General features: G+C 35.3%; 24 protein-coding genes. 7 read left to right on the top strand and 17 right to left on the bottom strand.

Translation table 11 applies throughout. From position 1 onward, the window contains the following. Positions 1–24: 24 nt before the first annotated feature. Entirely contained in the window at positions 25–636 is a 612-nt protein-coding gene (locus RCH13_RS07455; RefSeq protein WP_326986610.1) for a hypothetical protein, read from the bottom strand. Continuing rightward, a complete protein-coding gene (locus RCH13_RS07460) occupies positions 633–1,007 on the bottom strand; it encodes a hypothetical protein (protein WP_326986611.1) in 375 nt (124 codons plus the stop codon). The genes RCH13_RS07455 and RCH13_RS07460 overlap by 4 nt, the downstream gene beginning before the upstream one ends. 222 nt (positions 1,008–1,229) lie before the next feature. Between RCH13_RS07460 and mfd the strand changes: the two genes are divergently transcribed. From mfd to pth, 4 genes are read left to right on the top strand one after another with little or no spacing between them, the layout of a single operon-like run. Then, positions 1,230–4,601, top strand: a complete 3,372-nt coding sequence (gene mfd / locus RCH13_RS07465) for a transcription-repair coupling factor (RefSeq protein ID WP_326986612.1) — start codon at positions 1,230–1,232, stop codon at positions 4,599–4,601. 10 nt (positions 4,602–4,611) lie between these two features. Then, entirely contained in the window at positions 4,612–5,337 is a 726-nt protein-coding gene (locus RCH13_RS07470) for a hypothetical protein (RefSeq protein WP_326986613.1), read from the top strand. Positions 5,338–5,388: 51 nt separating this feature from the next. Then, positions 5,389–6,276 carry a hypothetical protein gene (locus tag RCH13_RS07475; RefSeq protein ID WP_326986614.1) on the top strand — a complete coding sequence of 296 codons (888 nt, stop codon included), beginning with the start codon at positions 5,389–5,391 and terminating at the stop codon, positions 6,274–6,276. 9 nt (positions 6,277–6,285) lie between these two features. Then, positions 6,286–6,849 (top strand): aminoacyl-tRNA hydrolase, encoded by a 564-nt coding sequence (gene pth, locus RCH13_RS07480; protein WP_326986615.1) that lies wholly within the window; start codon positions 6,286–6,288, stop codon positions 6,847–6,849. Between the two features lie 101 nt (positions 6,850–6,950). Here pth and RCH13_RS07485 read toward each other — a convergent pair whose 3' ends face one another. The 10 genes from RCH13_RS07485 to RCH13_RS07530 form a co-directional block, all read right to left on the bottom strand. Next, entirely contained in the window at positions 6,951–8,549 is a 1,599-nt protein-coding gene (locus RCH13_RS07485) for a SulP family inorganic anion transporter (RefSeq protein ID WP_326986616.1), read from the bottom strand. 138 nt (positions 8,550–8,687) lie between these two features. After that, complete coding sequence (locus RCH13_RS07490; protein ID WP_326986617.1) at positions 8,688–8,981, bottom strand: hypothetical protein; 294 nt, start codon at positions 8,979–8,981, stop codon at positions 8,688–8,690. Between the two features lie 18 nt (positions 8,982–8,999). Beyond that, complete coding sequence (locus tag RCH13_RS07495; protein WP_326986618.1) at positions 9,000–9,680, bottom strand: carbonic anhydrase; 681 nt, start codon at positions 9,678–9,680, stop codon at positions 9,000–9,002. A 358-nt stretch (positions 9,681–10,038) separates the two neighbouring features. Then, complete coding sequence (locus RCH13_RS07500) at positions 10,039–10,791, bottom strand: carbonic anhydrase family protein (protein ID WP_326986620.1); 753 nt, start codon at positions 10,789–10,791, stop codon at positions 10,039–10,041. Between the two features lie 28 nt (positions 10,792–10,819). After that, on the bottom strand, positions 10,820–11,515 hold the full coding sequence (locus RCH13_RS07505) for a DUF2490 domain-containing protein (protein ID WP_326986621.1): 696 nt from the start codon (positions 11,513–11,515) through the stop codon (positions 10,820–10,822). Between the two features lie 621 nt (positions 11,516–12,136). Then, positions 12,137–12,688, bottom strand: coding sequence for a serine O-acetyltransferase (locus RCH13_RS07510; RefSeq protein WP_326986622.1), 552 nt, complete (start codon positions 12,686–12,688; stop codon positions 12,137–12,139). Positions 12,689–12,794: 106 nt separating this feature from the next. Further along, entirely contained in the window at positions 12,795–13,946 is a 1,152-nt protein-coding gene (locus RCH13_RS07515) for a glycosyltransferase (protein WP_326986623.1), read from the bottom strand. A gap of 49 nt (positions 13,947–13,995) precedes the next feature. Then, positions 13,996–14,556 (bottom strand): acyltransferase, encoded by a 561-nt coding sequence (locus tag RCH13_RS07520; RefSeq protein WP_326986624.1) that lies wholly within the window; start codon positions 14,554–14,556, stop codon positions 13,996–13,998. Then, entirely contained in the window at positions 14,553–15,719 is a 1,167-nt protein-coding gene (locus tag RCH13_RS07525) for a glycosyltransferase (protein ID WP_326986625.1), read from the bottom strand. The genes RCH13_RS07520 and RCH13_RS07525 overlap by 4 nt, the downstream gene beginning before the upstream one ends. After that, positions 15,720–16,556 (bottom strand): glycosyltransferase family 2 protein, encoded by an 837-nt coding sequence (locus RCH13_RS07530; RefSeq protein ID WP_326986626.1) that lies wholly within the window; start codon positions 16,554–16,556, stop codon positions 15,720–15,722. Between the two features lie 92 nt (positions 16,557–16,648). On the opposite strand from RCH13_RS07530, the gene RCH13_RS07535 reads away from it, so the two are divergent. The 3 genes from RCH13_RS07535 to RCH13_RS07545 are packed head-to-tail and all read left to right on the top strand — an operon-like array spanning position 16,649 to position 19,795. Next, on the top strand, positions 16,649–17,419 hold the full coding sequence (locus RCH13_RS07535; protein ID WP_326986627.1) for a class I SAM-dependent methyltransferase: 771 nt from the start codon (positions 16,649–16,651) through the stop codon (positions 17,417–17,419). 12 nt (positions 17,420–17,431) lie between these two features. Continuing rightward, positions 17,432–18,865: an MBOAT family O-acyltransferase gene (locus tag RCH13_RS07540; RefSeq protein WP_326986628.1), complete on the top strand. Its 1,434-nt coding sequence runs from the start codon at positions 17,432–17,434 to the stop codon at positions 18,863–18,865. A 3-nt stretch (positions 18,866–18,868) separates the two neighbouring features. Continuing rightward, positions 18,869–19,795: a hypothetical protein gene (locus RCH13_RS07545; RefSeq protein ID WP_326986629.1), complete on the top strand. Its 927-nt coding sequence runs from the start codon at positions 18,869–18,871 to the stop codon at positions 19,793–19,795. Here RCH13_RS07545 and RCH13_RS07550 read toward each other — a convergent pair. From RCH13_RS07550 to RCH13_RS07570, 5 genes are read right to left on the bottom strand one after another with little or no spacing between them, the layout of a single operon-like run. Continuing rightward, entirely contained in the window at positions 19,787–20,728 is a 942-nt protein-coding gene (locus tag RCH13_RS07550) for a glycosyltransferase family 2 protein (RefSeq protein ID WP_326986630.1), read from the bottom strand. The genes RCH13_RS07545 and RCH13_RS07550 overlap by 9 nt on opposite strands. Positions 20,729–20,730: 2 nt before the next feature. Next, positions 20,731–21,735, bottom strand: coding sequence for an acyltransferase family protein (locus tag RCH13_RS07555; protein ID WP_326986631.1), 1,005 nt, complete (start codon positions 21,733–21,735; stop codon positions 20,731–20,733). A 3-nt stretch (positions 21,736–21,738) separates the two neighbouring features. Continuing rightward, entirely contained in the window at positions 21,739–22,671 is a 933-nt protein-coding gene (locus RCH13_RS07560) for a glycosyltransferase family 2 protein (protein ID WP_326986632.1), read from the bottom strand. Positions 22,672–22,680: 9 nt separating this feature from the next. Beyond that, complete coding sequence (gene asnB, locus RCH13_RS07565; RefSeq protein WP_326986633.1) at positions 22,681–24,477, bottom strand: asparagine synthase (glutamine-hydrolyzing); 1,797 nt, start codon at positions 24,475–24,477, stop codon at positions 22,681–22,683. Positions 24,478–24,509: 32 nt separating this feature from the next. Further along, positions 24,510–25,271 (bottom strand): class I SAM-dependent methyltransferase, encoded by a 762-nt coding sequence (locus tag RCH13_RS07570; protein WP_326986634.1) that lies wholly within the window; start codon positions 25,269–25,271, stop codon positions 24,510–24,512. Between the last annotated feature and the right edge of the window lie 68 nt (positions 25,272–25,339).

Below are 25,339 nucleotides of genomic sequence, written 5' to 3' on the forward strand. Positions count from 1 at the left end.
AAGCTGTTTTCATAGTAAACGTTTTTAAAAATTAAATCGGTAGCCGAGACTTAAACTTAAGAAAGTGGATCTATTGTAATAGTTCTGAATTTCTGGATTTTCATTGTACACATTATTCAGGTAATAATTCACTTTCCCCGCTACAAAAACAGCTTGATAACCTTCTGGGTCCAAAATATAAAGGGCTTTTCCGCCAACATTAAAACCTAATCCAGAATTTTTATTTTTGGCTTGCCCTTGATCTATGTACAGATTGGACTGGGAATAGTAACTGAAACCTGCCATTTCTTCTATTTTAAAATCTTCCGAAATGTTTTCTCGATGCGATAAAAAAACATCGATGATGGTTAATTTAGGTGACCCAATATTTCCGTACAAATTCTGTCTGCCAAAAACTACATTGGAAAACAACATGCTGAAATCTGCTCCAATCCCAAAATTAATAGGCGTCATTAAATTTCCACCAAATGCAAAACCATAAAAGGGTTGCAGGTCTTTGGATAAAGAATTATTTCCAACGGGTTTCATTGCAATTACTTTTGCCTCAATGTTTGAAACCACATCTAAACCTTTTTTATTTTTCTGCCCAAACATCACCAGACTGAAGAGAAGAAAGAGGAGTTGTATAAATTTCATTCTTCTAATTTTATTTCGTTGAACTTGAGATAGGTGTTTCCGGTGGGAACTGCAATAGAATGTTGATCTGGAGAAAGAATCAGCCCTTGCTTATCACTGGAAAAAGACGCTATTTTCTCTGGAGAAGTGATGGAATAACCTTCGTTTGAAATTGGTCCAGAAAGTTTGAAAGTTCCGTCTTTTTCCAAAAAAGCTTCTGCAACAATTCTGTCGTTTTGCACAATTTTTATTTTATAAATGTCAAAATCAATGAAACTGCTTCTTACTTTTCCTTCCACATAAGCTCGGGAATTTTCCGTGGAATCTGATCTGCACCCAATTATGAGGAGCAATCCGAGTAGCAATAGAAATATTGGATGTCTTTTAAACATGGAATAATTTTTTTTAAAAATACAAAAAGGAAGATCATAAATGTACCCAATTTAAATAGTAGTGACAAGGAGATTGCGCATTGTAGTGAATATCGAAGAGATCTAAAATCAAGTAGAATTTAGAGTAACCATAAATTACGTAAATTTGCAGTTCAAAACGATTTCGGGAAGTCCCGAAATCGCTTTTGTCGTTTGTAATCTTATCATATATATTTTTTCTACATGCAATTAAAACCAATTCATCAATTGTTTTTACCGGATCTTCTTAAAAATGAATTTGGAAAAGAAATTTTCGCGGGTTTAGAGCAACATCAGCATCTTTCTGTGAAGGGTTTCGCGGGATCATCACCCTCTGTTTTTGCGGCAGAACTTTTTTTAGCCCGGAAAAAAACCATACTTTTTCTTATCGAAGATCGCGAAGAATCTCTCTACGTGACGGCAGAAATGGAAGATTTATTGGGCAAAGAAAATGTGCTTTATTTTCCTGCCACGCATTTGGAGCCCTATCAAATTGAGAAAACCCAGAATGCGAATTTGGTTTTAAGAACAGAGGTGCTGAATAAACTTAATTCCGGTAAGAAACCGAAAGTAATTGTCGCAGGATTTTCGGCAATTTCAGAAATGGTTTTGAAGAAAGAAGATTTCAAGGCGATTTCTCACTTAATCAAAGCGGGAGAAAGTCTGGATTTTGATTTCACGGAAGAATTGCTGCATCAATTTAATTTTAACTTGAGCGATTTCGTGTCCGAACCGGGAGAATTTTCTGTTCGAGGAGGAATTGTAGATGTTTTTTCCTTTTCCAATGAAGAACCTTATCGGATTACTTTTTTCGGGAATGAAATTGAAAGCATTAAAACCTTTAATATAGAAACGCAGCTCACCAATGGAATAGTGAAAGAATTTCAGCTGGTTTCTAATATGAATTTTGCAAGTGCCGCCAATAAGGTTTCCCTCCTGCAATTGTTGCCAAAAGACACCTTCATTATTTCAAAGAATGCTTTTTTAGGCGTTTTAAAGATGAATGACTTTTACGCCAAAGCAGAGGAGAAATACTTGACTTTAAATAAGGACATTCAGTACAGAACACCCGCAGAATTGTTTGTCTCAAAAGATGGATTATTAGCTGATTACCAATTATTTAAAAGTATAGATTTTACCTTAACAACTTTAGATGCGGCAGTAGATAAAATAGAAATCCGACTTAAGCAAACGCCACAACCTACGTTTCATAAAAATTTCGAACTGCTGATAGAAGATTTGGAAGAGAAGCGGGAGAATCAATTTGATATTTGGATTTCATTCTCCTCCGAAAAGCAGAAGGATAGATTAGAATCTATTTTTGAAGAGTTAGAAAGCAATATCCCCTTTAAATCTTTTAAATCCGAATTGCATGAAGGTTTTGTAGATACAGACCATCAAATTTCTGTCTATACAGATCATCAGATTTTTGACCGGTATCAAAGATTTAAAGCAAAGAATTCCTTCGCGAAATCTGAACAGCTCACCCTGAAAGATTTGATGCAGATGAAAGTGGGCGATTATATTACGCACATCGATCACGGAATTGGGAAGTTTATGGGCTTGGTGAAGGTCAATAACGATGGAAAAGTGCAGGAATGTTTCAAACTCATCTATAAAAATGGAGATTTACTGTATGTAAGTATTCATTCCCTTCACAAAATTTCGAAATTTAATGGAGCAGATGGAAAAGATATTGTCCTTTCTAAACTTGGTTCACCTGCCTGGAAATCTTTAAAACAGAAAACGAAAGCCAAGGTTAAACAACTCGCCTTCAACCTCATTAAACTATATGCGGAAAGAAAAACGGCGCGTGGATTTGCCTTCGCTCCCGATTCTTATTTGCAAAATGAGTTAGAAGCCAGTTTTATTTATGAAGATACGCCGGATCAGGAAAAAGCAACCGTAGATGTAAAAGTGGACATGGAAAACGACACCGTGATGGATCGTTTAATTTGTGGTGATGTAGGTTTCGGAAAAACGGAGATTGCGATTCGGGCAGCGTTTAAAGCTGCAACGGATGGAAAACAGGTCGCCATTTTAGTTCCTACTACCATTTTAGCCTTTCAGCATTACCGAAGTTTTACGGAAAGATTAAAAGATTTTCCGGTGACTATTTCCTATATGAACCGCTTTCGAAGTGCAAAACAGAAATCAGAAACTTTAGCCGGATTGAAAGATGGGAAAATAGATATCGTTATTGGAACGCATCAATTGGTAAGTCCAAGTGTCAAGTTTAAAGATTTAGGATTGCTCATTATTGACGAGGAACACAAGTTTGGAGTAAATGTAAAAGACAAACTGAAAACTTTAAAAAGCAATATTGATACGTTGACTTTGACGGCAACACCGATTCCACGAACATTGCAGTTTTCTTTAATGGCAGCGCGTGATTTATCCGTTATTAAAACGCCACCGCCAAACAGACAACCGGTAGAGACCAATATCGTAGGGTTTAGTGAAGAGATTATTCGGGATGCCATATCTTATGAAATTCAGAGAGACGGACAGGTTTATTTCATCAATAATAGAATAGAAAATTTAAAAGATATTGCCGGGCTGATTCAGCGCTTAGTTCCTGATGCTAAAATAATTACAGGTCACGGACAAATGGACGGTAAACAGCTGGAAAGAAACGTACTGGATTTTATGGAAGGGAAATATGATGTTTTGGTTTCTACCACCATCATAGAAAGTGGAGTGGATGTTCCAAATGCCAATACCATTTTCATTAATGATGCCCAAAGATTTGGAATGGCAGATTTGCACCAAATGCGTGGCCGGGTTGGACGAAGCAATAGAAAAGCGTTTTGTTTTCTCATCACGCCACCGTTTGATATGATGACTTCTGACGCACGAAAAAGATTAGAAGCCATCGAACAGTTTTCTGATTTGGGAAGTGGTTTTCAAATCGCAATGAAAGATTTAGAAATTCGTGGAGCTGGAGATCTATTGGGTGGTGAACAAAGTGGTTTTATCAATGAAATGGGATTTGACACCTACCAAAAAATTATGCAGGAAGCTTTGGAAGAGTTGCAAAATGAGGCAGAATTCGAAGATCTATTTGAGAATGAAGATGACCGTAAAAAATTATTCAAGTCGGTGAGGGAAGTGAACATTGACACTGATATGGAACTCATGCTGCCGGATTCTTATGTTCAAAGCATTGAAGAAAGATTGTCCTTATACCAAAAACTTGCAGATATTGAAAATAGAAATGATTTGCAGGCCTTTGAAAATGAATTGATGGACCGTTTTGGTCCTGTGCCGCCAGAAGCCAAGAATTTATTGAAAAGTGTGGCTTTAAAATGGATTGCGGCAGAAATTGGCTTCGATAAAATTGTGGTGAAAAATGGAATTTTCTTAGGCTACTTTCCATCCAATCCACAAGATAAATTCTACCAGAGTGAAAAATTCCGGAACATTATTTCTTACTTGCACAAAAATCCGCGGGAGGCAACATTGAAAGAAAAATCAAATAAAGAGGGCAACCAATTGATGATGCGAAAAGAAAATGTGCAAAATGTAGAAGAGGTGAATGCCGTTTTGGAGCGTATTTTAGGAAATAACCTGTAGAAAAATTGTGATGAAAAAAAGTATTTTATTTATTATACTCTTGTGCTCGAGCATGGTTCTAGCTTGCAAATGTCACATTCAAAGTTTTGGGGAAAATTTTGCACAGAATGATTTCGTGGCGGAGATCGAAATTTTAAAAGCGTATGATGTAGATTTTAAGACAGATGAAGGAGATCGCTTTTACAAAGCTGACATTAAAATTTTAAAATTATACAAAGGACAACCTATTACTTCCATCCTGGTAAGAGGCAAAATTGGAAAAACTTCCGGGCCAGCTTGTGAAATTGAACTCCATCAAGGTGAGCAATTTTTGGTGTATTTAAATCCTGAAGGGGAATTTGGGATGTCTTCCTGCACACCAAGAAAACTGTTGACGGATTCAAAAATAGAAGTAGAAAGACAAGCGATCCACTTTTTAATAGCCGAACATTTAAAAGATACCAACGTTTTCTACTTTTCCGGAGATTTTTTCGAAAATTACAAAGATCTGATTCCAAAAAATGCGTTTGGTGTTTATCACTTAAAAGTTAATTCAAAATCCAGAATAGATTCTATTAATGCCATTCAAAATTTCGGCACCAATAAAGACGCGGAAATTATGGACATTATAAAGAGAGAATTCACCATTCTTCGGGATATGATGAGTGAAGTTAGGAATGAAGAAGTAACTTTAATTCTATTTTTTGATAAAGAAAATAAAGGAGTAATTTCAAATTTTAACAGTTGTGATTTCTAAGATTATCCCTTCCGAAAAAAACCTTACTTTTGCTAAAATTACTTTAAAAAGATGAAAAAAATCCTTGCACTTCTGCCCATTTTATTCAGTTTCATATTTCTGGTTTCCTGTGAACCCAGCCGGGATGAAAATGGGGATTTTCTTTTTGGAGTAAATAATCCAGCAGGAACAGGCGGCGGCGGAACAACGGTAGAAAAGAAATTGAAATCAGTAACCTCAACAGATGATTCAGGAGACGTAATTACTTATAATTACAACTACTTAGCGAATAAATTGGTGCAAGTAACCACGAGTGATAACTCTTTTACGTACGATTTATTCTATGAAAATAACCTGATCACCAAGATGAATATCTTAGAAGATGATGGCGGCATCACTACGACTACCAATTTTACAATCACTTACAATAATGGTAAATTCGTAGAAGCAAATGGCACCGGAACGGAAGATACAGGAAATAAATACACCAATAAGTTAACGGCAACGTATACCAATAATAAAATTTCTAAAATAGTTTCAAAACTAGTAGGAATTGATAGTGCTGATCCCACTATTCTGTATGAATTATTTACTTATACAAGTGACCTAACCTACGCTGGAAATAATATTTCTACCTGGAAATTTACCACCACGTTTCCTGCAACTCCACCAATTATTTTTCCTGCACTTGTATTAAATGCCACATTGAGTGAGTATGATGCACAGAAAAATCCTTTTAATACACTCCCCGAAGTTTACAATATTATCAGCTCCATTAGTGGTTTTGAGGCGGCTGCGGTAACGGGTTTTTCTGCCAATAACTATAGAAAAATAACGGTTTCTACTCAAGGAGATACGCAAACTGCAACCTATATTTACTCTTATGATGCAGATGGATACCCTACAAAAGGAGTGGCAAGTAATAATTTAGGAACTTTAAGTTTTGAATATATTAAATAACTTACGCACATGAAATACCTAATCGTAGGTCTCGGAAACAAAGGCGAAGAATATACTGAAACCCGGCATAATGTCGGGTTTAAAGTTGTAGAAAAAATAGCAGAAACTTTAGAAGTACCTTTTAAATCTTCTAATTTCGGATTGCTTGCTGAGGGGAAATATAAAGGCAGAAAAGTCTTCCTTTTAAAACCAGACACCTACATGAATTTGTCTGGAAATGCCGTAAAATTTTGGCTGCAAAAAGAAAAAATTCCTCTGGAAAATTTAATGGTTGTGACGGATGATTTATCGCTGCCTTTCGGAACTTTAAGAATGAAACTGAAAGGTTCTGATGCCGGACACAATGGGTTGAAAAGTATTCAAGAGCAACTTCAGACGCAAAATTATCCACGCTTAAGATTCGGAATCTCGGCTGAATTTTCGGAGGGTAAACAAGTCGATTATGTTTTAGGAAAATGGGAAGGTGAAGAAAAAGAAAAACTTCCCGAAAGAATCGAGAAGTTTTCTAAAGCGTGTCTGTCCTTTGTTTTCGCAGGAATCCAGAATGCAATGACTAGTTTTAATGGTAAATAATTAGAGTTCCTGGGTTTTTCAGTGATTACCAACTTTAATTTATGAGGTCGAAAGATGCTCAGCTCAATCCTCCAAATACTCCACAATTTATTAAAAAATCATCACATTGCTCGTCTGTGTGCGATCAAAACATGTGAGTCTTCGGCGGTGTCTTCAAACTCTTGGTAAGAGGTCCGGAAGCCGATTAACCGCACTTCAATATCCTCTTCTTTTGCGCGGATATTCGCAAAGTCTTGTATCATTTCCAAAATGTCATTCGCAATATAAGAGGTTCCTTTTGCATCAATAGAAACTACAGAATTTGGTCTGATGTTTTTTAAAGTTTTCTTTATCGCAGCCTTATTAAGAAAGGAAACTTCTTCTGCTAATTTTATTTGGATTTCATCGGCATCATCTAATTCTTCGCGGCTTAAGTAATAAGCTCGCTTCATATTTCCCTGTAAAATGTAGAAGACGGAAATGAGCAATCCAATACCTACTCCTTTTAATAAATCCAAGAATACAACTGCTAAAATAGTTGCGATAAAAGGGATAAACTGGTATTTCCCTTTGTGCCAAAAGTGCATTACTGTTGCCGGTTTTGCTAATTTATAGCCTACTAAAATTAAAACTGCTGCTAAAGTTGCGAGTGGGATTAAATTTAAAATAAAAGGAATGGAAAGGACACAAATGAATAACAAGCCTCCATGAATCATGGCAGAAACTTTGGAGGTTGCCCCAGCATTTGCATTCGCAGAACTCCTCACCACTACAGAAGTCATGGGCAGTCCTCCGATGGCGGAACTGATTAAATTTCCAATTCCCTGAACTTTTAGTTCTAAGTTAGTATCCGTAATTCTTCTTTGTGTGTCTAATCGATCTGAAGCTTCAATACATAAAAGCGTTTCTATAGAAGCCACAATCGCGATGGTGGAACCTACAATCCAAACATTTGGATTAAGAAATCCTTGTAGATCTGGAAAAACAATCATGTTTTTAAAATCATCTATACTTTGCGGAACAGGTAAGGCAACCAAATGGTCGGCGCCAATTGCCAAGGAACTACCAGAAATTTTAAAGAGATAATTTAATAAAATTCCTACTGCCACTGCTACCAAAGCACCAGGAATCATTTTTAATTTTTTTAACACTATAATTTTGTCCCAAGCTAATAGTATTGCCAATGAAACCACAGTAATAATAACAGCTCCAGGGTTTATGCCCGCGATTAATTCCGAAAAATAGTTAGGGTTATAACCATTTCCAAAGAGACTTTCATTTCCCTCAAAGTCTTTATCAAAACCTAAAGCGTGCGGAATTTGAGTTAATATAATAATAATTCCAATTCCCGCCAACATTCCTTCGATGACGTTATTGGGGAAATAGCTGGAAATACTTCCGGCGCGAATAAATCCTAAGATTAGTTGAAGCACACCGGCAATGATTCCGGCACACAGAAATAATTCGAAAGCGCCTAAATCTGTAATGGCGGTTAATACAATTGCAGTTAAACCTGCGGCAGGACCAGAAACTGAAATGTTAGAGTTGCTTAAAAATCCTACGACCAATCCACCAATGATTCCGGCAATAACTCCGGAAAGTGGTGGAGCGCCAGAAGCTAAGGCAATTCCTAAACAGAGAGGAAGAGCGACTAAAAATACGACGAGACCTGAAGGGAAATTTTCTTTAATTCCTCCTATTGCTGAAATAGCTTTTTTCATTTTTGAAAAAAATTTTGAAATGTAATTGTATGGCGATTTGCTTTACACTTACATAAGATTGACATTTAATTTTTTTAATCAAAGAGATACTGCCCAAATCAATTTGAGATGAGTGTTTTGATTATTTTGGAGAAAAAATTAAGCGTTCGGAGGCGGAGAAAAGATGGCAAGAAAGGGGGTCAGATGAATAGAATCATCTGCCATGATGAAAGATTTACCGAGTAAATCATTCTTAAAAAATTTCAGAAAATCATGAACGTTCAAGGTTTTTGGAACCGTTTTCTCATTGATTACCAAAGGTGGATGTTGCGTTTCTTCTTCAGAAATAATGACATTACTTGCGGGTAAATTCCAGTCAAAAATCGTGGCAATACTTGGTAAAGCCATGAAATTGATAAAGACCGCTAATGTAATGATATTCCAAAATTTCATAAAGAAAAATCTAAAAATTTAGATGAGGTTTTTGTTTTTTATTCTACTCATCACCCAATCTGAATCCGTAAGGTTGTAAATTTTTTGAATGTCTTTCAAGATCTTCTCGAAATCAATTTCCAAATCTATAATCTTCCCTGTTTTCAAATCGAAAACCCACCCATGAACAATAGGATACTCATCAAGCAAGTACTGCTCTTGAACCACTGCCATTTTAATCACGTTAATGCATTGCTCCTCAACATTGAGTTCTACAAGGCGATCATAACGCTTTTGTTCATCTTCAATAGAATCTAATTCCGCTTGATGCAATCTGTACACATCTCGAATGTTCCGCAACCATGGATTTAGCAATCCCATATCTTGCGGAGTCATCGCTGCTTTTACTCCACCACACCCATAATGTCCGCAAACTATAATGTGTTTCACCTTCAGGTGTTCCACTGCATATTGTATCACGGCTGTAGAACTCATGTCCAAGGAATTCACTACGTTCGCAATATTGCGATGCACGAAAAGTTCTCCAGGTTTCATTCCCATTACTTCTTCAGCAGAAACACGGCTATCCGCGCAACCGATGTAGAGGTATTCTGGTGTCTGTGTTGCAGATAATGTTTTAAAGAAATCTGCATCTTCAGCGAGTTTCGACTCTACCCATTTTCTGTTGTTTTCAAAAATAACTTCATACGATTTTTTCATAATGTAAAATATTTAAAGGTTTATATTATACTGATTCGTCTGAATTATTTTCAAATTCAATAGGTAAAATTAATAAAGGTGCAAAAATATACTATCATTTTTAGATAAAAGAAATATTAACAAAGTTTAGGATATGACTTTTATTAGATTTTCTCTGTGATATTTCCTCATGAAACCCTTTTTTATCTGTTCAGTTAGCAATATAAACGCCCATTAATGCAGATATAAATGCAAAATTTAAGATTAATTTTTTAGAGAGTGAAGGTACATCCAAAATCTGAATCGGGATTAGTTAAAATTTTGCAAAAAAAAAGCCAAAACAATTTAATTGTTTTGGCTTCACTAAATAAAACTATAATTATTCTACGAAAATCATCTCTCCTTTTGTAAGGGTATAAAATACTCCTACAATTTTTATTTCTCCTTTATCTTCCATTTCTTTCAAGATTGGACTGTTTTTTCTAATCTGGTCTATGGTATGTCGCACATTATTTTCTGCAACTTCTTTTACATACGCTTCATTACTGGAATTTTTTTGTCCGGCGAAAGCGGCACTCATTCCAATTGCTGGTTTTATTTGATTAACCAAAGAAGTGATATTACCTAATTTCACATCATCTATAGTTGCTTTCACCGCGCCACAGTGCTGATGTGCCATTACCATAATCAGTTTTGCTCCTGCTACTTTACACGCAAATTCCATACTTCCCAATTGATCTTCATTGGCAAAATTACCAGCAACCCTTCCAACGAAGATGTCACCAATTCCTTGATCAAAAATATCTTCTATCGGGACTCTGCTATCTACACAGCCTAAAACAAAAGCTTTTGGATATTGACCGGGCGCAGATTTTCTTGTTTGCTGCTGATGATTTCTCACCGTAATATTATTGCTTCTAAATCGCGCATTCCCAGCTTTAAAATCCGCAAGAACTGCTTCGGGAGTTAATTTGTCTTGTTCAGCTTTGGTGAAAACGCTGTTATTTACGATTTTGGATAAGATTACTTTGCTATCATCGGCATTGGTTGCTGCATTGTTCGTTGTTGTACAACTTCCTGCGAATCCTAAAAAGCTAATCCCCAAGCATAAATTTAAAATTTGATTTTTCATGATATTTGAATTTATTAATTGATTTTCTCTAAAAATTTTGATGCAAACTTAATTGCAATTGCCCTTTGGAGACGGTATTTGTAGCCTGATTCATATAACCTGTTTGCACGCGTATTTTATCATTAATAGCGTATCCTATGCCGATATAAGCTCGGTTTCTGTCAAATATTTCAACCATTCTGCCCTGACCGATTTCTTTTTCGCCATTAATAAAAAGCTCATTGTACAAAGCCAGATAGTATGTGTTCTTTTGAATTTCTTTTGAATTTAAGGGCACATTTACAAATAAATTATACCTGACCCTGGTTCTGAAATCTTGATTTTCTACAAATCTTTGTTCATACCGAAAACGATGCGTTAAATGGAATCTTCCATCAAATATCTTTTGTGGCAGTGAGGCCTCCTGATAAATTCTACTTTCCGCGGAGGTTTCATTGCTTTCGCCATAAGCTCCCGAAGTGATGTGTGCATACCCAAGCGCAAATTTTGCAGATTTGTCTTGTAAGCGATAAGTCACTGCGCCTCTTAAAAGTAATTGCTCTAAATCTCCACCTAAGTTCCAGTTTCTATATTGCGAGTCTCCTTGCACGCCAAATTGGCTTTCTTTAAAATCTGCATTGAAAAAATACATGTACCAACTTCCAATTTTGTTTTCATCTATCTGTGCTTTCCCCAAAAATGAAAATCCCACAAAGGATACAGTTAAAAGGTGTTTTAGTTTCATTTATAATAGCTTTACTATCAGATGCAAATATATAATTAAATTTTTAAAAAATAGTATTACTATCATAAATAAATGTTAAAATATTAATGTTTAAAGATTTACTACAAATGAAAAATATAATTTTAAATTGCTGCGTAAATATGAATATGGAATTTAAGCTGACTTTTTATTTTACCAAGGGTATTTATCTGATCCTGAAAGTAGGGATTTAAGGAGAAAAATAATAAAAATCCAGTATTGACTGGATTTTTACGATTGGATTAGTAAATTTCAAGTTTAAATATTTAGCGTAAAAAATTGCTACTATTGAAGCTTCCTGACATCGTCAATTTAAAAAAGAGAACTGCCTTTTGCGCTACACCACATCTTGCCATTGGTTTTACACAAATTACATCATTGCAACTCGGCTTTTAAATCTGGACGATCACTAGAAGAAAGAAAAATTGATTATTGAAATTTTGACCCAAGAACAGCATCTTTACACCAATAGAGTCGTTGCATGTAAAAATAGCGAAGGATTTACCAGAAAATTTCTGGAAAATTTGGTTTTAAAAGGGTAAGAAATGAAATAGAATGAAGAATTTTTTTATAAATCTACTATTGATAATTTTACATAATTTATTAAATCTTATGGTTGATGTAACCTAACGTAGCTTTTTCATTGGGAGAAATAACTCCAGGATTCCCCATCACCACTGAATTTGCAGGTACATCAAAGCAGACAAAAGAATTGGGTGCAATCAAAACATTATTGCCGACGGTAATATTTCCTACAAGTACAGCATTCGGACCAATCCATACTTCATTACCAATTTTTGGAACGCCTTCATTTTTTCCGCGGTTCGCCTGACCAATTGTAACTCCTTGCGCAATATTGCAGTTTTTCCCAATAATCGTTTTCGGATTGATGACCAACGCGCCCCAATGTCCCAGATAAAATCCTGGTCCAATCTGAGTTTCGGGATAAATCTGAAAGCCATACTTAATTTGATAGTGACGTAAAATAAGTCGCCAAATTTTCCCTATAATCGTGTTCTTTGGATATTTTTGTGTAATTCTTAAGAGATAAATAAAATGGAGATTTGGGCTAAAACATTTTTTCCAAATCTGAATTTTGGAAAGATAAGTTCCGCTTTCACGGTAGAAATCTTGTTGAATAATAGAGTTTTTCATCAGTTTACAAAAGTAATGTTTTTGTCATTCTGAACGAAACAAAGTGTAGTGAAGAATCTTTAAGATAGAGATTCCTCGTTGCCTCGGAATGACAACTGCTAAAATATTATAATTCATCAATAATTTTGATGATTGAGTTTACAGAATTTTCCAATGTAAAAGGCATTTCAAAGTCTTTCAAATTTTCTTCATATGCTACGAAACCATTCGGTTCAATGAGTGCTTTTTTCATCCCGGCATAAATTCCTTCTTCTGAATTTTCTACAATTAAACCGAGTTTTCCGTTTTCTAACATTTCCCGAACTCCAGATACATCGGTTGCTATAATTTTTTTCTTCAGCGTAATGGCTTCAAACAAAACCGTCGGAAAACCTTCATACCTCGAACTTAAAATATAAAAATCCGCATTTTTAATTAATGGATAAGGATTATCTGTAAAACCAAAAAGAGTAGAACTTTCCGTAACGCCTAGATCTTCCTGAAGTTTTCTGATGTTTGAAAAATCATAACCATCGCCCAAAATTTGAATTTTATGCGGAAAACCTTCCTCCAAAAGTCTTTTGTGCACTTTCAGCAATCGGTCAAAGCCTTTTTGTGGAAAAACAGTTCCAACAGAAATAAAAACCGGCACCAAATCTTCTGACGTCCTAATTCCAACTTCCGATTTTTTAAGAATTTCTTCCGTATCCAAAGGGTTGTAAATACGTACTATTTTATTCTTTTCCGCTTGATTCTGAGTTAAATTATGGAAATCTTTCTCAATTTTCTCCGAAATAACCATGATTTTTTCAAAGCCAAAAAACTTCCGAATCTCCTCATCGCTGTAATTGTGAAATTCAGTTTTCTTTAAATCATTGTGAATCCAAATTATTTTCTTGGATGATTTTAAAGGGGAATTCAAAATTTCATCCCGAAACCCATGAATGGCTGCAAGCTCGATGTCGTATTTTTTACCTTTTAAAATTGACTGGTAAAGCAAGTTCGGAAAGACCTTTAATACTTTCTGGTAGATGACACGAAAAGCTTTTTGAGGAATATCTTGCAGGCGATTGGTGGTGATCATTTCGCCTTTATTCAGGTGATAAACATTGATCCAACTAGGCACTTCTGGTAAATATTTCCCCGAATATAAATTCAATAAAAGATCAACTTCATACTTCTCTTGCGGCAAATTTTTCAGAAAAGTCACCAATACTTTCTCTGCTCCGCCATGACGAAGAGAACCGATTCTGATGAGGATTTTCTTCTTTTCTCCCATTTTTCTTGAGCAGATTTACTTTGTCAAAGTTCAATAACTTTGACAAAGTTTACTTGACAGGTTTATAAGTTTGAGGTAAATTATTCTTAATATACGCTTCCAGTTTTGGTCGATCTTTTTCCAGTTCGCGGGGGTAAAGTAGATTATTAGCCAATAATTTGTCGCCATAATCTTCTATAGTACATATAAATTTTGCAGGAATTCCAGCATAAACGGATCCTTTTTTCATAGAAGTTGTTAATATGGAACCGGCTCCCAGAACGCAGTTATCCTGCATTTCCACGCCGGGCATAATGGTACAGTCTGCCCCGATAAAGCATTGCTTTCCAATTTTTATGCGCCCAAAAGTTCGAACATCTTTATATTTTTCCATGAAATGCAAAGCATTTTGTCCGCCATCATGATTTACAAATCTTACGTTATTGGAAAAAGTAGATTCATCGCCGATTTCTATTAAAAAAGGTTCGGTCCCAAATTGAGGAACTTCTACGAAACGCACATTTTTACCTACTTTCAAGCCTTTCGCCAAACAAATTTGCAAGTAGATATGTTGGATAAATTCTTGGTAAGTAGTATGAATTTTTAAAAGTATTCGGTAGAAATAGATCATTTTTTTCCTTTGTATAAATTTAAAATAATTTCTTCAACCGCTGAAAAAATCTTTTCATTATCGAAGTCTTTTTCAATGTCTATGATGTTTTCTTTTATTTCGGAAACCAGCTTTTCATTGGTAAGAAATTCTTTCATCGCAGTATATATTTCATCTGTTGCAAAATCAATTAGATAGCCTGTTTTTCGGTCTTTAATCATAGTTTCTACATCGCCAACTTTGGTCGCAATAATAGGTTTTTGTAAAATTAAAGCTTCTGCAATTACCAGAGGCCAAGCTTCAGATTCAGAAGGCATGATAAAAAAATCAGCTTTTTTGAGGTAAGGATAGGGATTCATTTTATTTCCAGCGAAAATAAATGTTTTTTCAACATTTAATTTATTCTGTTGAATTAAAAGACTTGCTAATTCTTCCCCATCACCGATGATCATTACGGAATGTTGAAAACCATCTTTTAAAAGTTGAGCATGTGCCTCCATCAATTTGTGATATCCTTTTCTGGTGTGCAACCTTCCCACGGAAATAAAAACTGGACTTTTTGGAAATTCAGTGATTTTTTCTTCCGCTTTCATCTTAATTTCTTCAATGGGAATAGCGTTGATAATAACACTTTCTTTCGGGTAATGCAGATTTGGATAGAATTCATGCATGATTTTCTGAATTTTTTCTGAACAGTAGATCATGTGATCGAATTTTGGGAAATGGTCCAGAATGGCGGGGACCAAGGGTTGAAGTTTCGGAACATTGATTTCTGAATGAAACCATCCAATCTTTTTAGATTTTTTGTTGGAAGCGTTTAAAACCGACTCAAAATCATTGTAGGTCATCGCGATTTCAATATCATAGTTTTCCTTCAAATATTTTTGATCAATGAGCTTTGGATTTCTTTGCAGTTTTTGCAGTTTATTTTTTCTTTGGAATAATTGAAATTTTTGTAGCCATATATTTTTAGAAAAATCCTCTTTGCCTTCTGCCAAGTAAACTTTTCTTACATGAGAAGGGAATTCATTTCTTAATTCACCTTGATTTAAGTTGAGGCAAACCGTTAATTCAAATCTATTCTGATTCAGATTTTGAAGCAAACTGAGCATCACTTTTTCTACACCACCCATTTCCATGGAACGATGGCGAAAGAGAATTTTTATTTTCTTTAAGTCTGCCATTTAAGAAAAGCTTTGCAAAATTATTTTAAGTCTCTTCCTAATGCGGTAGGAAATAGAATTTTGATATTTCAATAACTTGAATATTTCCTGGGACGATGTAAATGTTGTAGGAATTTTTTTCCCGTTAATTGTAGTAAGACCTCTTCTTTGCATCGCAGACCAGATTACTTTTCCCCAATAATCGTAAGATTTCTCCTTGTTTTCATTTTGGGAAATTCCGCCAGCGTGAGTTCTGTATAAATAATTGGTGTCGTTAATGAAGGCCACATCTCCCTTTTCGTACATTTTCAAATACAAATCTTGATCTTCGGAAATTTTAAGATCTGGATTTATCTTTTCTGTGGTTTCGTATATATCTTTTCTAAAACAAACAAAGTGGTTGATTTGAATGGGACAATTGAAAAAATAAGGATTATGATTTTCTACTTGCATGGGCGATTGAAAGGGAGCAAGAGGTTTCAAATCTTTGTCACAAAAAATTAAACGCGAATAGGTAAGGACTGCCTTTTTATTCTTTTCAAAAACATCGATGCTTTTTTCAATTGCAGAGGAGAATAGTGCGTCATCAGGATCTACATATCCTAAAATATCGCCGGTAGCCAATTCAATCAGTTTACTTTTAGTAAATCCAACGCCTTCATTCCTGCTGTTTGTAAAATATTTAAATCGGGAATCTTCTTTGATGATATCTTTGATTATGCTGCTTTCTTCCTGTCTAGAACCGTCATCTAAAATAATGGCTTCCCAGTTGGGATAGGTTTGCGCCACTAATGAATCAAAACACTCTTTAAAATAGATAGCATTATTGAAATGGGCAATCAAAATAGAAAATTTCATCAAAATAAAAATGGAATGGCTATAAACAAAGATACAGTGTTTTTTAAAATGTAGGTGAATTTTGCTTATTTTTGAATAATTAATAAAAAACTGTGAGCGAATTAAAAAGAGTGGCAAAAACCCTTTTGGGATATGCAAAACGACCAGATCTCTATCCTGAATTAGGACGGAAAATTATTAAAAATATTTTCAACCGTAAGAGCGCTTTTAAGGGAAAGGATAAGACTTATTCTTGGGCGTTTTCAAAAGCGATTGCACAATCTGACGCAATTCGCCAACTTTTCGGCATGCGAATGTCTTCATTTAAGGAAATGTTTCCGAATGAATTGGCACAAGCGGTAGAAGCAGAACAATCTTGTCCCATCAAAATGGGCGGCGCGGGCGCATTAGAATTAATTTATCATGCCTGCGAATTTACTCAAGCTAAAAATACCGTAGAAACAGGAGTTGCTTATGGATGGTCTTCTTTGGCCGCTTTGGTTTCTCTGCAAAAGAGAAACGGCACCTTGTACAGTTCAGACATGCCTTATTTAGGTCAAGATGGCGATCAATATGTAGGCTGCATTGTTCCTCAAAATCTAAAATCAAACTGGAAACTTTTTCGCCACGCAGACCGAGAATCTTTACCTAAGATATTCGTTCAAAACGATATGTTTGACGTCGTTCACTATGACTCCGATAAAAGTTATGAGGGAAGAATGTGGGCCTATAAGGAATTATACAAGCATCTGAGAGAAGGTGGAGTCTTTTTAAGTGATGATATTGGAGATAATTCTGCCTACCAAGATTTCTGTGAATCACTTCAGATTGATTCTACTGTAGTAGAATTTGAGGGTAAATTTGTAGGGGTTTTCATTAAGTAAAATATTTTCTGAATGTTATTTAACTCTTTTGCTTTTGCGATCTTTCTGCCAATCGTTTTTGTATTGTATTGGTTTGTCTTAAAAAACAAAAAAAAGCAACAGAATTTTTTACTTTTAGGTGCAAGTTTTTATTTTTACGCATGCTGGGATTGGCGGTTTTTATTTCTCCTGGTTTTTTCTATCGTGCTGGATTATTTTTCCGCCCTGCAAATTGAGAAAAGTGATCATAAGAAAGCCGCAAAATTTTGGTTGATCCTGAGTATCGCCATTAATCTTGGTTTTTTGGGCTTTTTTAAATATTATAATTTCTTTGCAGATAGTTTTGCGGAATTATTAGGTGGTTTCGGTCTCAATGTTCATCCCTGGACCTTACAAATTATTCTTCCCGTCGGTATTTCATTTTACACTTTTCATGGTTTATCTTATATTATAGATGTGTACAAGAAAAAGATTAAAGCGGAGAGCAACTTCACGGAATATTCACTTTTCGTAAGTTATTTCCCCCTCCTTGTAGCGGGCCCAATTGAGCGGGCAACACATCTTTTGCCACAGGTTAAAAAAATAAGAATTTTCAATTACGATCAGGCTGCAAATGGTGTTCGGCAGATCTTGTGGGGACTTTTTAAAAAAATGGTAATCGCCGATAATTGTGCGCCAATTGTGAATGAGATTTTCGCAAATTACCAAACTGAAAGCGCCAGTAATCTCGTGTTTGGGGCGGTTTTATTCGCTTTCCAGATTTACGGAGATTTTTCAGGGTATTCAGATATTGCTTTAGGAGTTTCGCGGCTTTTTGGAATTGAGTTATTGAAGAATTTTAACTATCCCTATTTTTCTCGAGATATTGCAGAATTTTGGCGCCGGTGGCATATTTCACTTTCCTCCTGGTTTAGAGATTACCTTTACATTCCGTTAGGCGGCAGTAAAGGAGGAATTTGGATGAAAATCAGAAATACTTTTATCATCTTTCTCGTCAGTGGTTTTTGGCATGGCGCAAACTGGACCTTTATTTTTTGGGGTGGACTCAATGCCTTATTTTTCTTGCCGCTCTTGCTCGCAAAAAAGAATAGAAGTAATTTAGAAGATGTAGCCTTGGGAAAATTGCTCCCTTCCGTAAGAGATACTTTAAATATCATCCTCACCTTCTCCCTCACATGTTTTGCCTGGATTTTTTTTCGCTCAGAAAATATTACAGAGGCTTTTCATTATATCGAAAGAATTTTCAGTCCGTCTTTTTTTACGGTTCCGGGTAATTTCTCTTTTAAAATTATGGGTTTAGTTGGCTTTATGTTTATGGTAGAATGGATTAATCGCTCAGAACATCATGGTTTACAGATCGAAAGATTTCATCCAATTATTAGAAGAGCTACATATTTAGCGGTGGCTTTTATTATTTTAAGGTATGCAAGTTTCGGCAATAATGAATTTATTTATTTTCAATTTTAAGAGATGAAGAGATTCCTAATAAAAACAGCGTTTTGGATGGTTCCATTGATTGGGTTGCAGCTAATTCTTGGTGCATTTGCAGATGGAAACACAGATGACAATTATCGGCATTTTACTTCGCAAGCGACTTCTTTCATTATGGGTGATTCCAGAGGTTCACAAGCAATAGTTCCTTCCGTTCTCAATGAAAAAATTAAGCATCAAAAATTTGATAATTTCTCTTTGAATATATCACATTCACCTTATGGACCCCTATACTTGGAAGCGGTAAAGAAAAAAATTAAACCAGATACGAAAGAAGCTGTTTTCATTTTGACGGTAGGACCCTGGAATCTCTCTGCTCCCAAAAATGTTTCAGCAATGAAAGATTTGCCCGAAAATGAAATTTCACCCCTGAAAAATATGAATTTTTACAATCTGAATCCGAATTATGAATATCTGATCAAAAATTTCAATCACAGTTGGTTCCAGCTTTTTAGAGATCGAGAATCGCAAGGCAAATCCAACACCTACCTTCATGAAGATGGTTGGCTAGAAGTTACGGTAGATATGAAGGAATCCGTGCTGAGAAAAAGAACGGCAGAAAAAGTTGAATTTTATAAACTTTTCGCAAAAGATCAGGCAATTTCTCCGCTACGTTTACAATCTTTTGAAAAGACGATTGATTTTTTAAAAACAAAAGGTCAAGTTTATGTAGTTAGAATCCCCGCTTCCAAAGAAATAATGAAGATTGAAAATCAATACAGGCCAAATTTTAACCAAGTCATGCAGGATATTACGCGAAGAAAAAATATTCCATATTTTGATTTTACCGGGAAATTTAATGCCTATCAATATACTGATGGAAACCACATGTACAAAGAGTCCAGCAAAATATTTACCGCGGAAATTGCGGATTCAATTAATGCTTATAAAGCAAAACTAAAATAAATTCTTCCGGAAATTGATGTTGTATAATCCAGAACGGATACTTCTAAAATCAACCAGTAAATATTTGGTAATCATTCCCCATTTTTCTAAGAGTGGCGAATTAGCAATCTGAAAACTTCTATGCATTCTTTGAATATGAAGGAATTCTTCATTCGGGAAATTTTCTTCTCTTTCTGCCCACTTTTTAATTTCTTCCCAAAGCAAAACTTTAGAAATAGATGGCTTTATTTTACCAGAATCAACTTGTGTAATTCTATTGCTTTCGTGAACGCCACGAATCGCCACCGCTTCGTCCAAAATGCCTGGATATAAATCTAAATAAAAGGAAAGCCGGAAGAGAAATTCAGTGTCTTGATGAAGCCTTAAGTGCGTTTTCATCATTGGGAAAAGTTTTTTTTCCAAAGCAGATTTTCTGATAGTTAAAGCATCGATGCTAAATAATCCAAAACTTCCAAGCATTCCTAATTGTCCACGGAATACGTCTTTTGGAGCGTGTTTTTTATAAACAGTGGTCAATCGATCTCCAAAAATTTTAAAATACTGTTCTTTCGCTTTTTCTGAATAATAATGAACGCCGATTGCGCCATAAACACCTTCAACTTCTGGATTTTTAAAAAATTCTTTTTCTGCCTCGAAACGGTTTGGTAAGTAATAATCATCGGCATCGAGAAAAGCAATAAAATCTCCGGTGGCTTTTTCTAATCCCAGGTTTCTACTGGCTCCAGCGCCGTGATTTCCGTGATCTGCATGTTGAAAAAGTTTCACTCTTTCATATTTTTCAGCTAAATTTTTGCAAACTTCCAGAGCCTTGTCGGGTGATTGGTCCTCAATCAAAATTATTTCAAAAACTTCGTGGAACTGTAGCGCAGACTCTACAGCCTGAGTGACATATTTTTCGGCGTTGTAAACCGGTGTGATGACGGAAATTTTCATATTTAATATTGAGGTAACCATTTCTCTTTTAGAAATTGAGTAAATCTTTTCTCTACCAATTCATATAAAACTTTAGAGATAAAAATAACAAGAACAATTTTTATTAAGAAAAGCAAGATTGATAGCAAAACTGAATCTGTCTGAAATTTAGTAAATAAAATCCCCACAAAGGGATGACAAAGATAAATTGAATAGGAGATGTCACCCGTCATTTTCAGGAATGAATTGGCTTTCACTTTTAAAAATAAGTCGAAAATTAAAAAAGTAATGACAAAGAGTAGAATTGGGATTGTATTTATAAATGGGTTAGAAATCGAAATAATATTGAAAAGGTATAAGATGAAAATGCATATTGAAAGCACGGAAAAAACAGTTAGAATTCGCTCATCCACTTTAATTTTGTCTAAAGATAATCCTAATACAATTCCCAGGAGAAAGTAAACATTTAAGAATCCTGTGATCATTTTTAAAAAAGCATTTTCGGGAGAAAACAAAAATCCGAGCAGTATCAAAGTCGAAAAGAAGAGTAAAATAGCGAAATAACGCCACTTTTGAAAGAGCAATGAAATTGCGAAGATGAGGTAGAAAAACATCTCATAATTAAGAGACCATCCTAAAAATAAAACAGGAAAATTTTGATTCTGAGGAAGAAATAAAATCGAATGAATTAACCGACTGAAATAATCATCCTGAAAGTAGAGTAAAACGCTGCCGCCCAAAATCATCCAACCTAAAGTGAGCAAGTAATAAAGGGGAATAATTCTGATCACTCTCTTTTTGATAAAAGAGATCATATTGCTTTTTATCTCATCATTTTTAAATTTTTTCGTACTGTAGACCATGATGTAGCCACTAATGACAAAAAAAATAGGGACTCCCACGCTGCCTTTGCCAAACAATACATTTCCCCATTCGCTGTCCGCAAAATTAAGATCATCTTTAAAATGAAAACAGCACACCAAAAGTGCTGAGATTCCGCGTAATATTTGGAGATTGTTGAGTTTCATTATTTATCTCTTCAAAAAGGTGAAACGGTATCTCGTTTTTAAGATATGAGGATGACGAAAAGCAATATTTAGAAATTTCATTATCTTAGGGAAACCTTTTTTAGTGGCAATTTCGAAAGCGTTTTTTTGAAGCAGAATGTGATTTAATTCATCTGGTTGCAGATGATTGTTTTTTGCCCAATCGTAAATGGATTTCCAAAGCAGATATTGACGTTCTACATATTTCTGGGAATATATTCTTATTTTAGTGATTCTATTGTCGTCATGTATGCCGCGAATCGCTATAGCATGGGATATTTCGCCGGATTTTAGATAAGAGCAATGAGCTAATTTGAGAATAAAATCACTGTCTTGATGAACTCTTAATTGATCTGCAAACCTTAGATTGTTTTTATGGATGCTGCGGGTTCTAATCGTTAAACCATTGAGGTGAAAAAAAGTTCCAATGCTGGAATCTAAGCCAAGTAACCCGCGGAAAACTTCTTGACCTTCACATGCTTTTTTAACCGTTGTCAAGGTGGCATTGTTGAATTTTTCTGCGTATTCTTTTTGACCAATTTCCGAGAGAAATTCTACACCAATAGCTCCAAAAACACCCTCAATTTTTTCATCTTTAAAAATTTCATGTTCAGCAGAGAAACGGTTCGGCAAATAATAATCATCTGCATCTAAAAAGGCCATAAACTCCTGTTTCACTTGATTTAAGCCCAGGTTTCTAGCAGCAGCAGCACCGTGATTCCCTCGATCTGGATGCTGAAGTAATTTTATTCTGGCGTTTTCCGACGAAAGCTTTTTGCAAATATTTAAAGAGTCATCAGTAGAGCAGTCTTCAACGAGAATAATTTCTTTTACCTCCTGAAATTGAAGCGCAGAATTAACGGCTTTTACTAGAAAAGCTTCCGCATTATAAACCGGTATGATGACGGAAATATTCAAAATAATTCTTTAGATATAATGTTTATAGTTCTCTGCCCAAATTGCAAATTGCAGTAAATTCCAGTGCTTTTTATCTTTATTCAAAAAATTCTGAGTGGCTTTAAAATTAATAAATTGGAAGGCTTTTGCCTCTGAATTTTTCAGCAAATCATCAGATAAATCCACTAAACTTTGTTCCTCAAACCATTTTTCCACAGAGGAACCGAAGCCTTGTTTAACTCTTTTTCTAATGCTTTCTGTCCAGTAGTTCTGCATAGATTCTCTGAGGATAATTTTATCATGTTCAGAAGTAAGCTTTAAATTTTCTGGCAATTGAATGCAGTATTCTGCGAAATCTTTGTCCAGAAAAGGAGTGCGAACTTCGAGAGAATTTGCCATTGCCATGCGATCAGATTTCACCAACATATTGCCCGGAACATATTTTTCTAAATCTACGCGCATGATGTCATTAAGAGAATCTGGATTGGCTTGAAAACTATACTCTTGCTGAAATTTTGAAGTAATTCCTAAAGATGAAATTTCTTGCGCTGTAAAATAATTACGAACCCTATTTTGATGAAAGTCTAAAATATTTTTGTGTTTTACATTCTCTTGCGTGAGAAAAGTAGTTTCTCTAAATTTTCCAAATTGCTTTAATCCGAATTTTAAAATGATATTATTGTAACTAAAATGTTCCCTAAGTTGATGTTCAATGGCGTAAAAATTATAACCGCCAAAAAGCTCATCTCCTACATCACCACCTAATACAACTTTTAAATGTCGGGCTGCAGCTTGACAGATTTTAAATTGAGGTGTGTAACTCATATCGGAAAAAGGTTCATCAAAATATGGAGAAATTTTTATAAGATCTGCTGCAATATCGCCGCGGTTTTCATGGATTTCTATATGGTTGGTTTGGTATTTTTGGGCAATTTCTTCCGCAAATTTCAGTTCGCTATGTTCCCCCGAATACCCGAAACTTAACGTCGTTTGCTTCGGCTTAAATTCATTAACCATGGCCACAATCGTAGAAGAATCAAGACCGCCACTGAGAAAACTTCCTACTTCTACATCGGCAATCAACTGACTTTTTACCGCGTTTTTTAGCAAACTCGTAAATTCCTCCTTGGCTTCCGAGAGCCCGATTTTGTACTCATCCTTGGGTAAACTGTAATATCTTTTTTGATCAATTTCCCCGTTTGAGAATGTGAGATAATGCGCCGGTGGAAGGGTGAAAATATTGGAATAAATGCTCTGGTACGTATTCACGTAGCCATATTGTAGGAAATGGTAAATGGCTTGCTGATTTATTTGGGGCACGATTAATCCGGAGGCTAAAATCGCTTTAATTTCTGAGGCGAAGATGAATTCCCCATTTTTGCCAATCGCATAAAAGAAAGGTTTCTCCCCGAAACGATCTCTGGCGCAGAAAAGTTCCTGTTTTTTCTCATCCCAAATTGCAAACGCAAACATTCCGGGAAGTTCATTAAGCAATTCTTTGCCTTTCACTTGAAACATGGCTAAAATAACTTCCGTATCAGACGTTCCACGGTAAGAATAATCAGCATATCTTTTCTTCAGATCTTGGTAACCATAAATTTCCCCATTCAGAACGATGCATTCATTTTGCGTGGAGGAAAACATGGGCTGTTTTCCGGTTTCTGTTAAATCAACGATCGACAATCTACGGTGACCAAGTGCTGCATTTTCTAAAAATTCATGATGCTCAGAATTTGGACCGCGATGCGCGATGGCATCGGTCATTTTTTGTAATTCCGGGGAATAATTTTTAGCGTTTGGAGTAATAATTCCGGCAATTCCGCACATAGGTTTTTTATAAAGGGATTGAAGAGAAATATTTAGTGAAAAGGTTTTTCGCAAAAGAATAAATCTTCTTCAGGATTGAGTCCAAATTTTTTGTATTTCACGGATATATTAATTTTATTTACTGTAAAACCATTAGATTCAAGCCTCTGTACGTAATCTTGTCCATAAATTCTCATATGATCAAACTGCCCAAATAGCGCTGCTCTTTTTTTAGCATCAACGATGGTAAAATCTTCATGGGTCATTGCGGAGTTATTTGAAATCGGAACTTGTAAGACTGCTTTTCCTCCTATTTTTAAGACTCTGCATATTTCCTTCATGGCTTTACCATCTTCTTCAATATGCTCTAATACATGGTTGCAAATTACATAGTCAAAATGGTCATTCTGAAAAGGCAAGTTCAGCACGTTCATATTCTGAACATTTTCGGCGTAAACATAACCTTCTGTAAAAAGATCACCGCAGAGGTATTCCTTAAAATTTTGACTTTGTAAAATCTTTGAAAGTTTCGGTTCTGGGGCAATATGTAATATTTTTAAATTTTTAGAAGCTCCTATTTTTAAATCTTCTATCAAAAATGCATAGAGCAATCTTTCTCGGTCTCTAGAGTTGCATTTATAACAACCAGCAGCTCTTCTACCACCGCCAATAACATGTTTTTCTTTCAAAATAGGTAAATCATGTCCTACTATTTCTAAATCTCGGGATTTGAAGCCGCAGAAGGGACACTCAAATGTAGTGCCTCTATGCAGGTTGAGCTTTATTATTTTTTTTAATCTTTGTTTTAGAGACATATATTTTTCTTTGTTTTTCTCAGTTTAATTTAAACCTTCAGAAAGGTAAGTTTTGCTTGCTTCAGAAA

This window comes from Chryseobacterium sp. MP_3.2, assembly GCF_035984805.1.
Lineage (GTDB): Bacteria > Bacteroidota > Bacteroidia > Flavobacteriales > Weeksellaceae > Kaistella.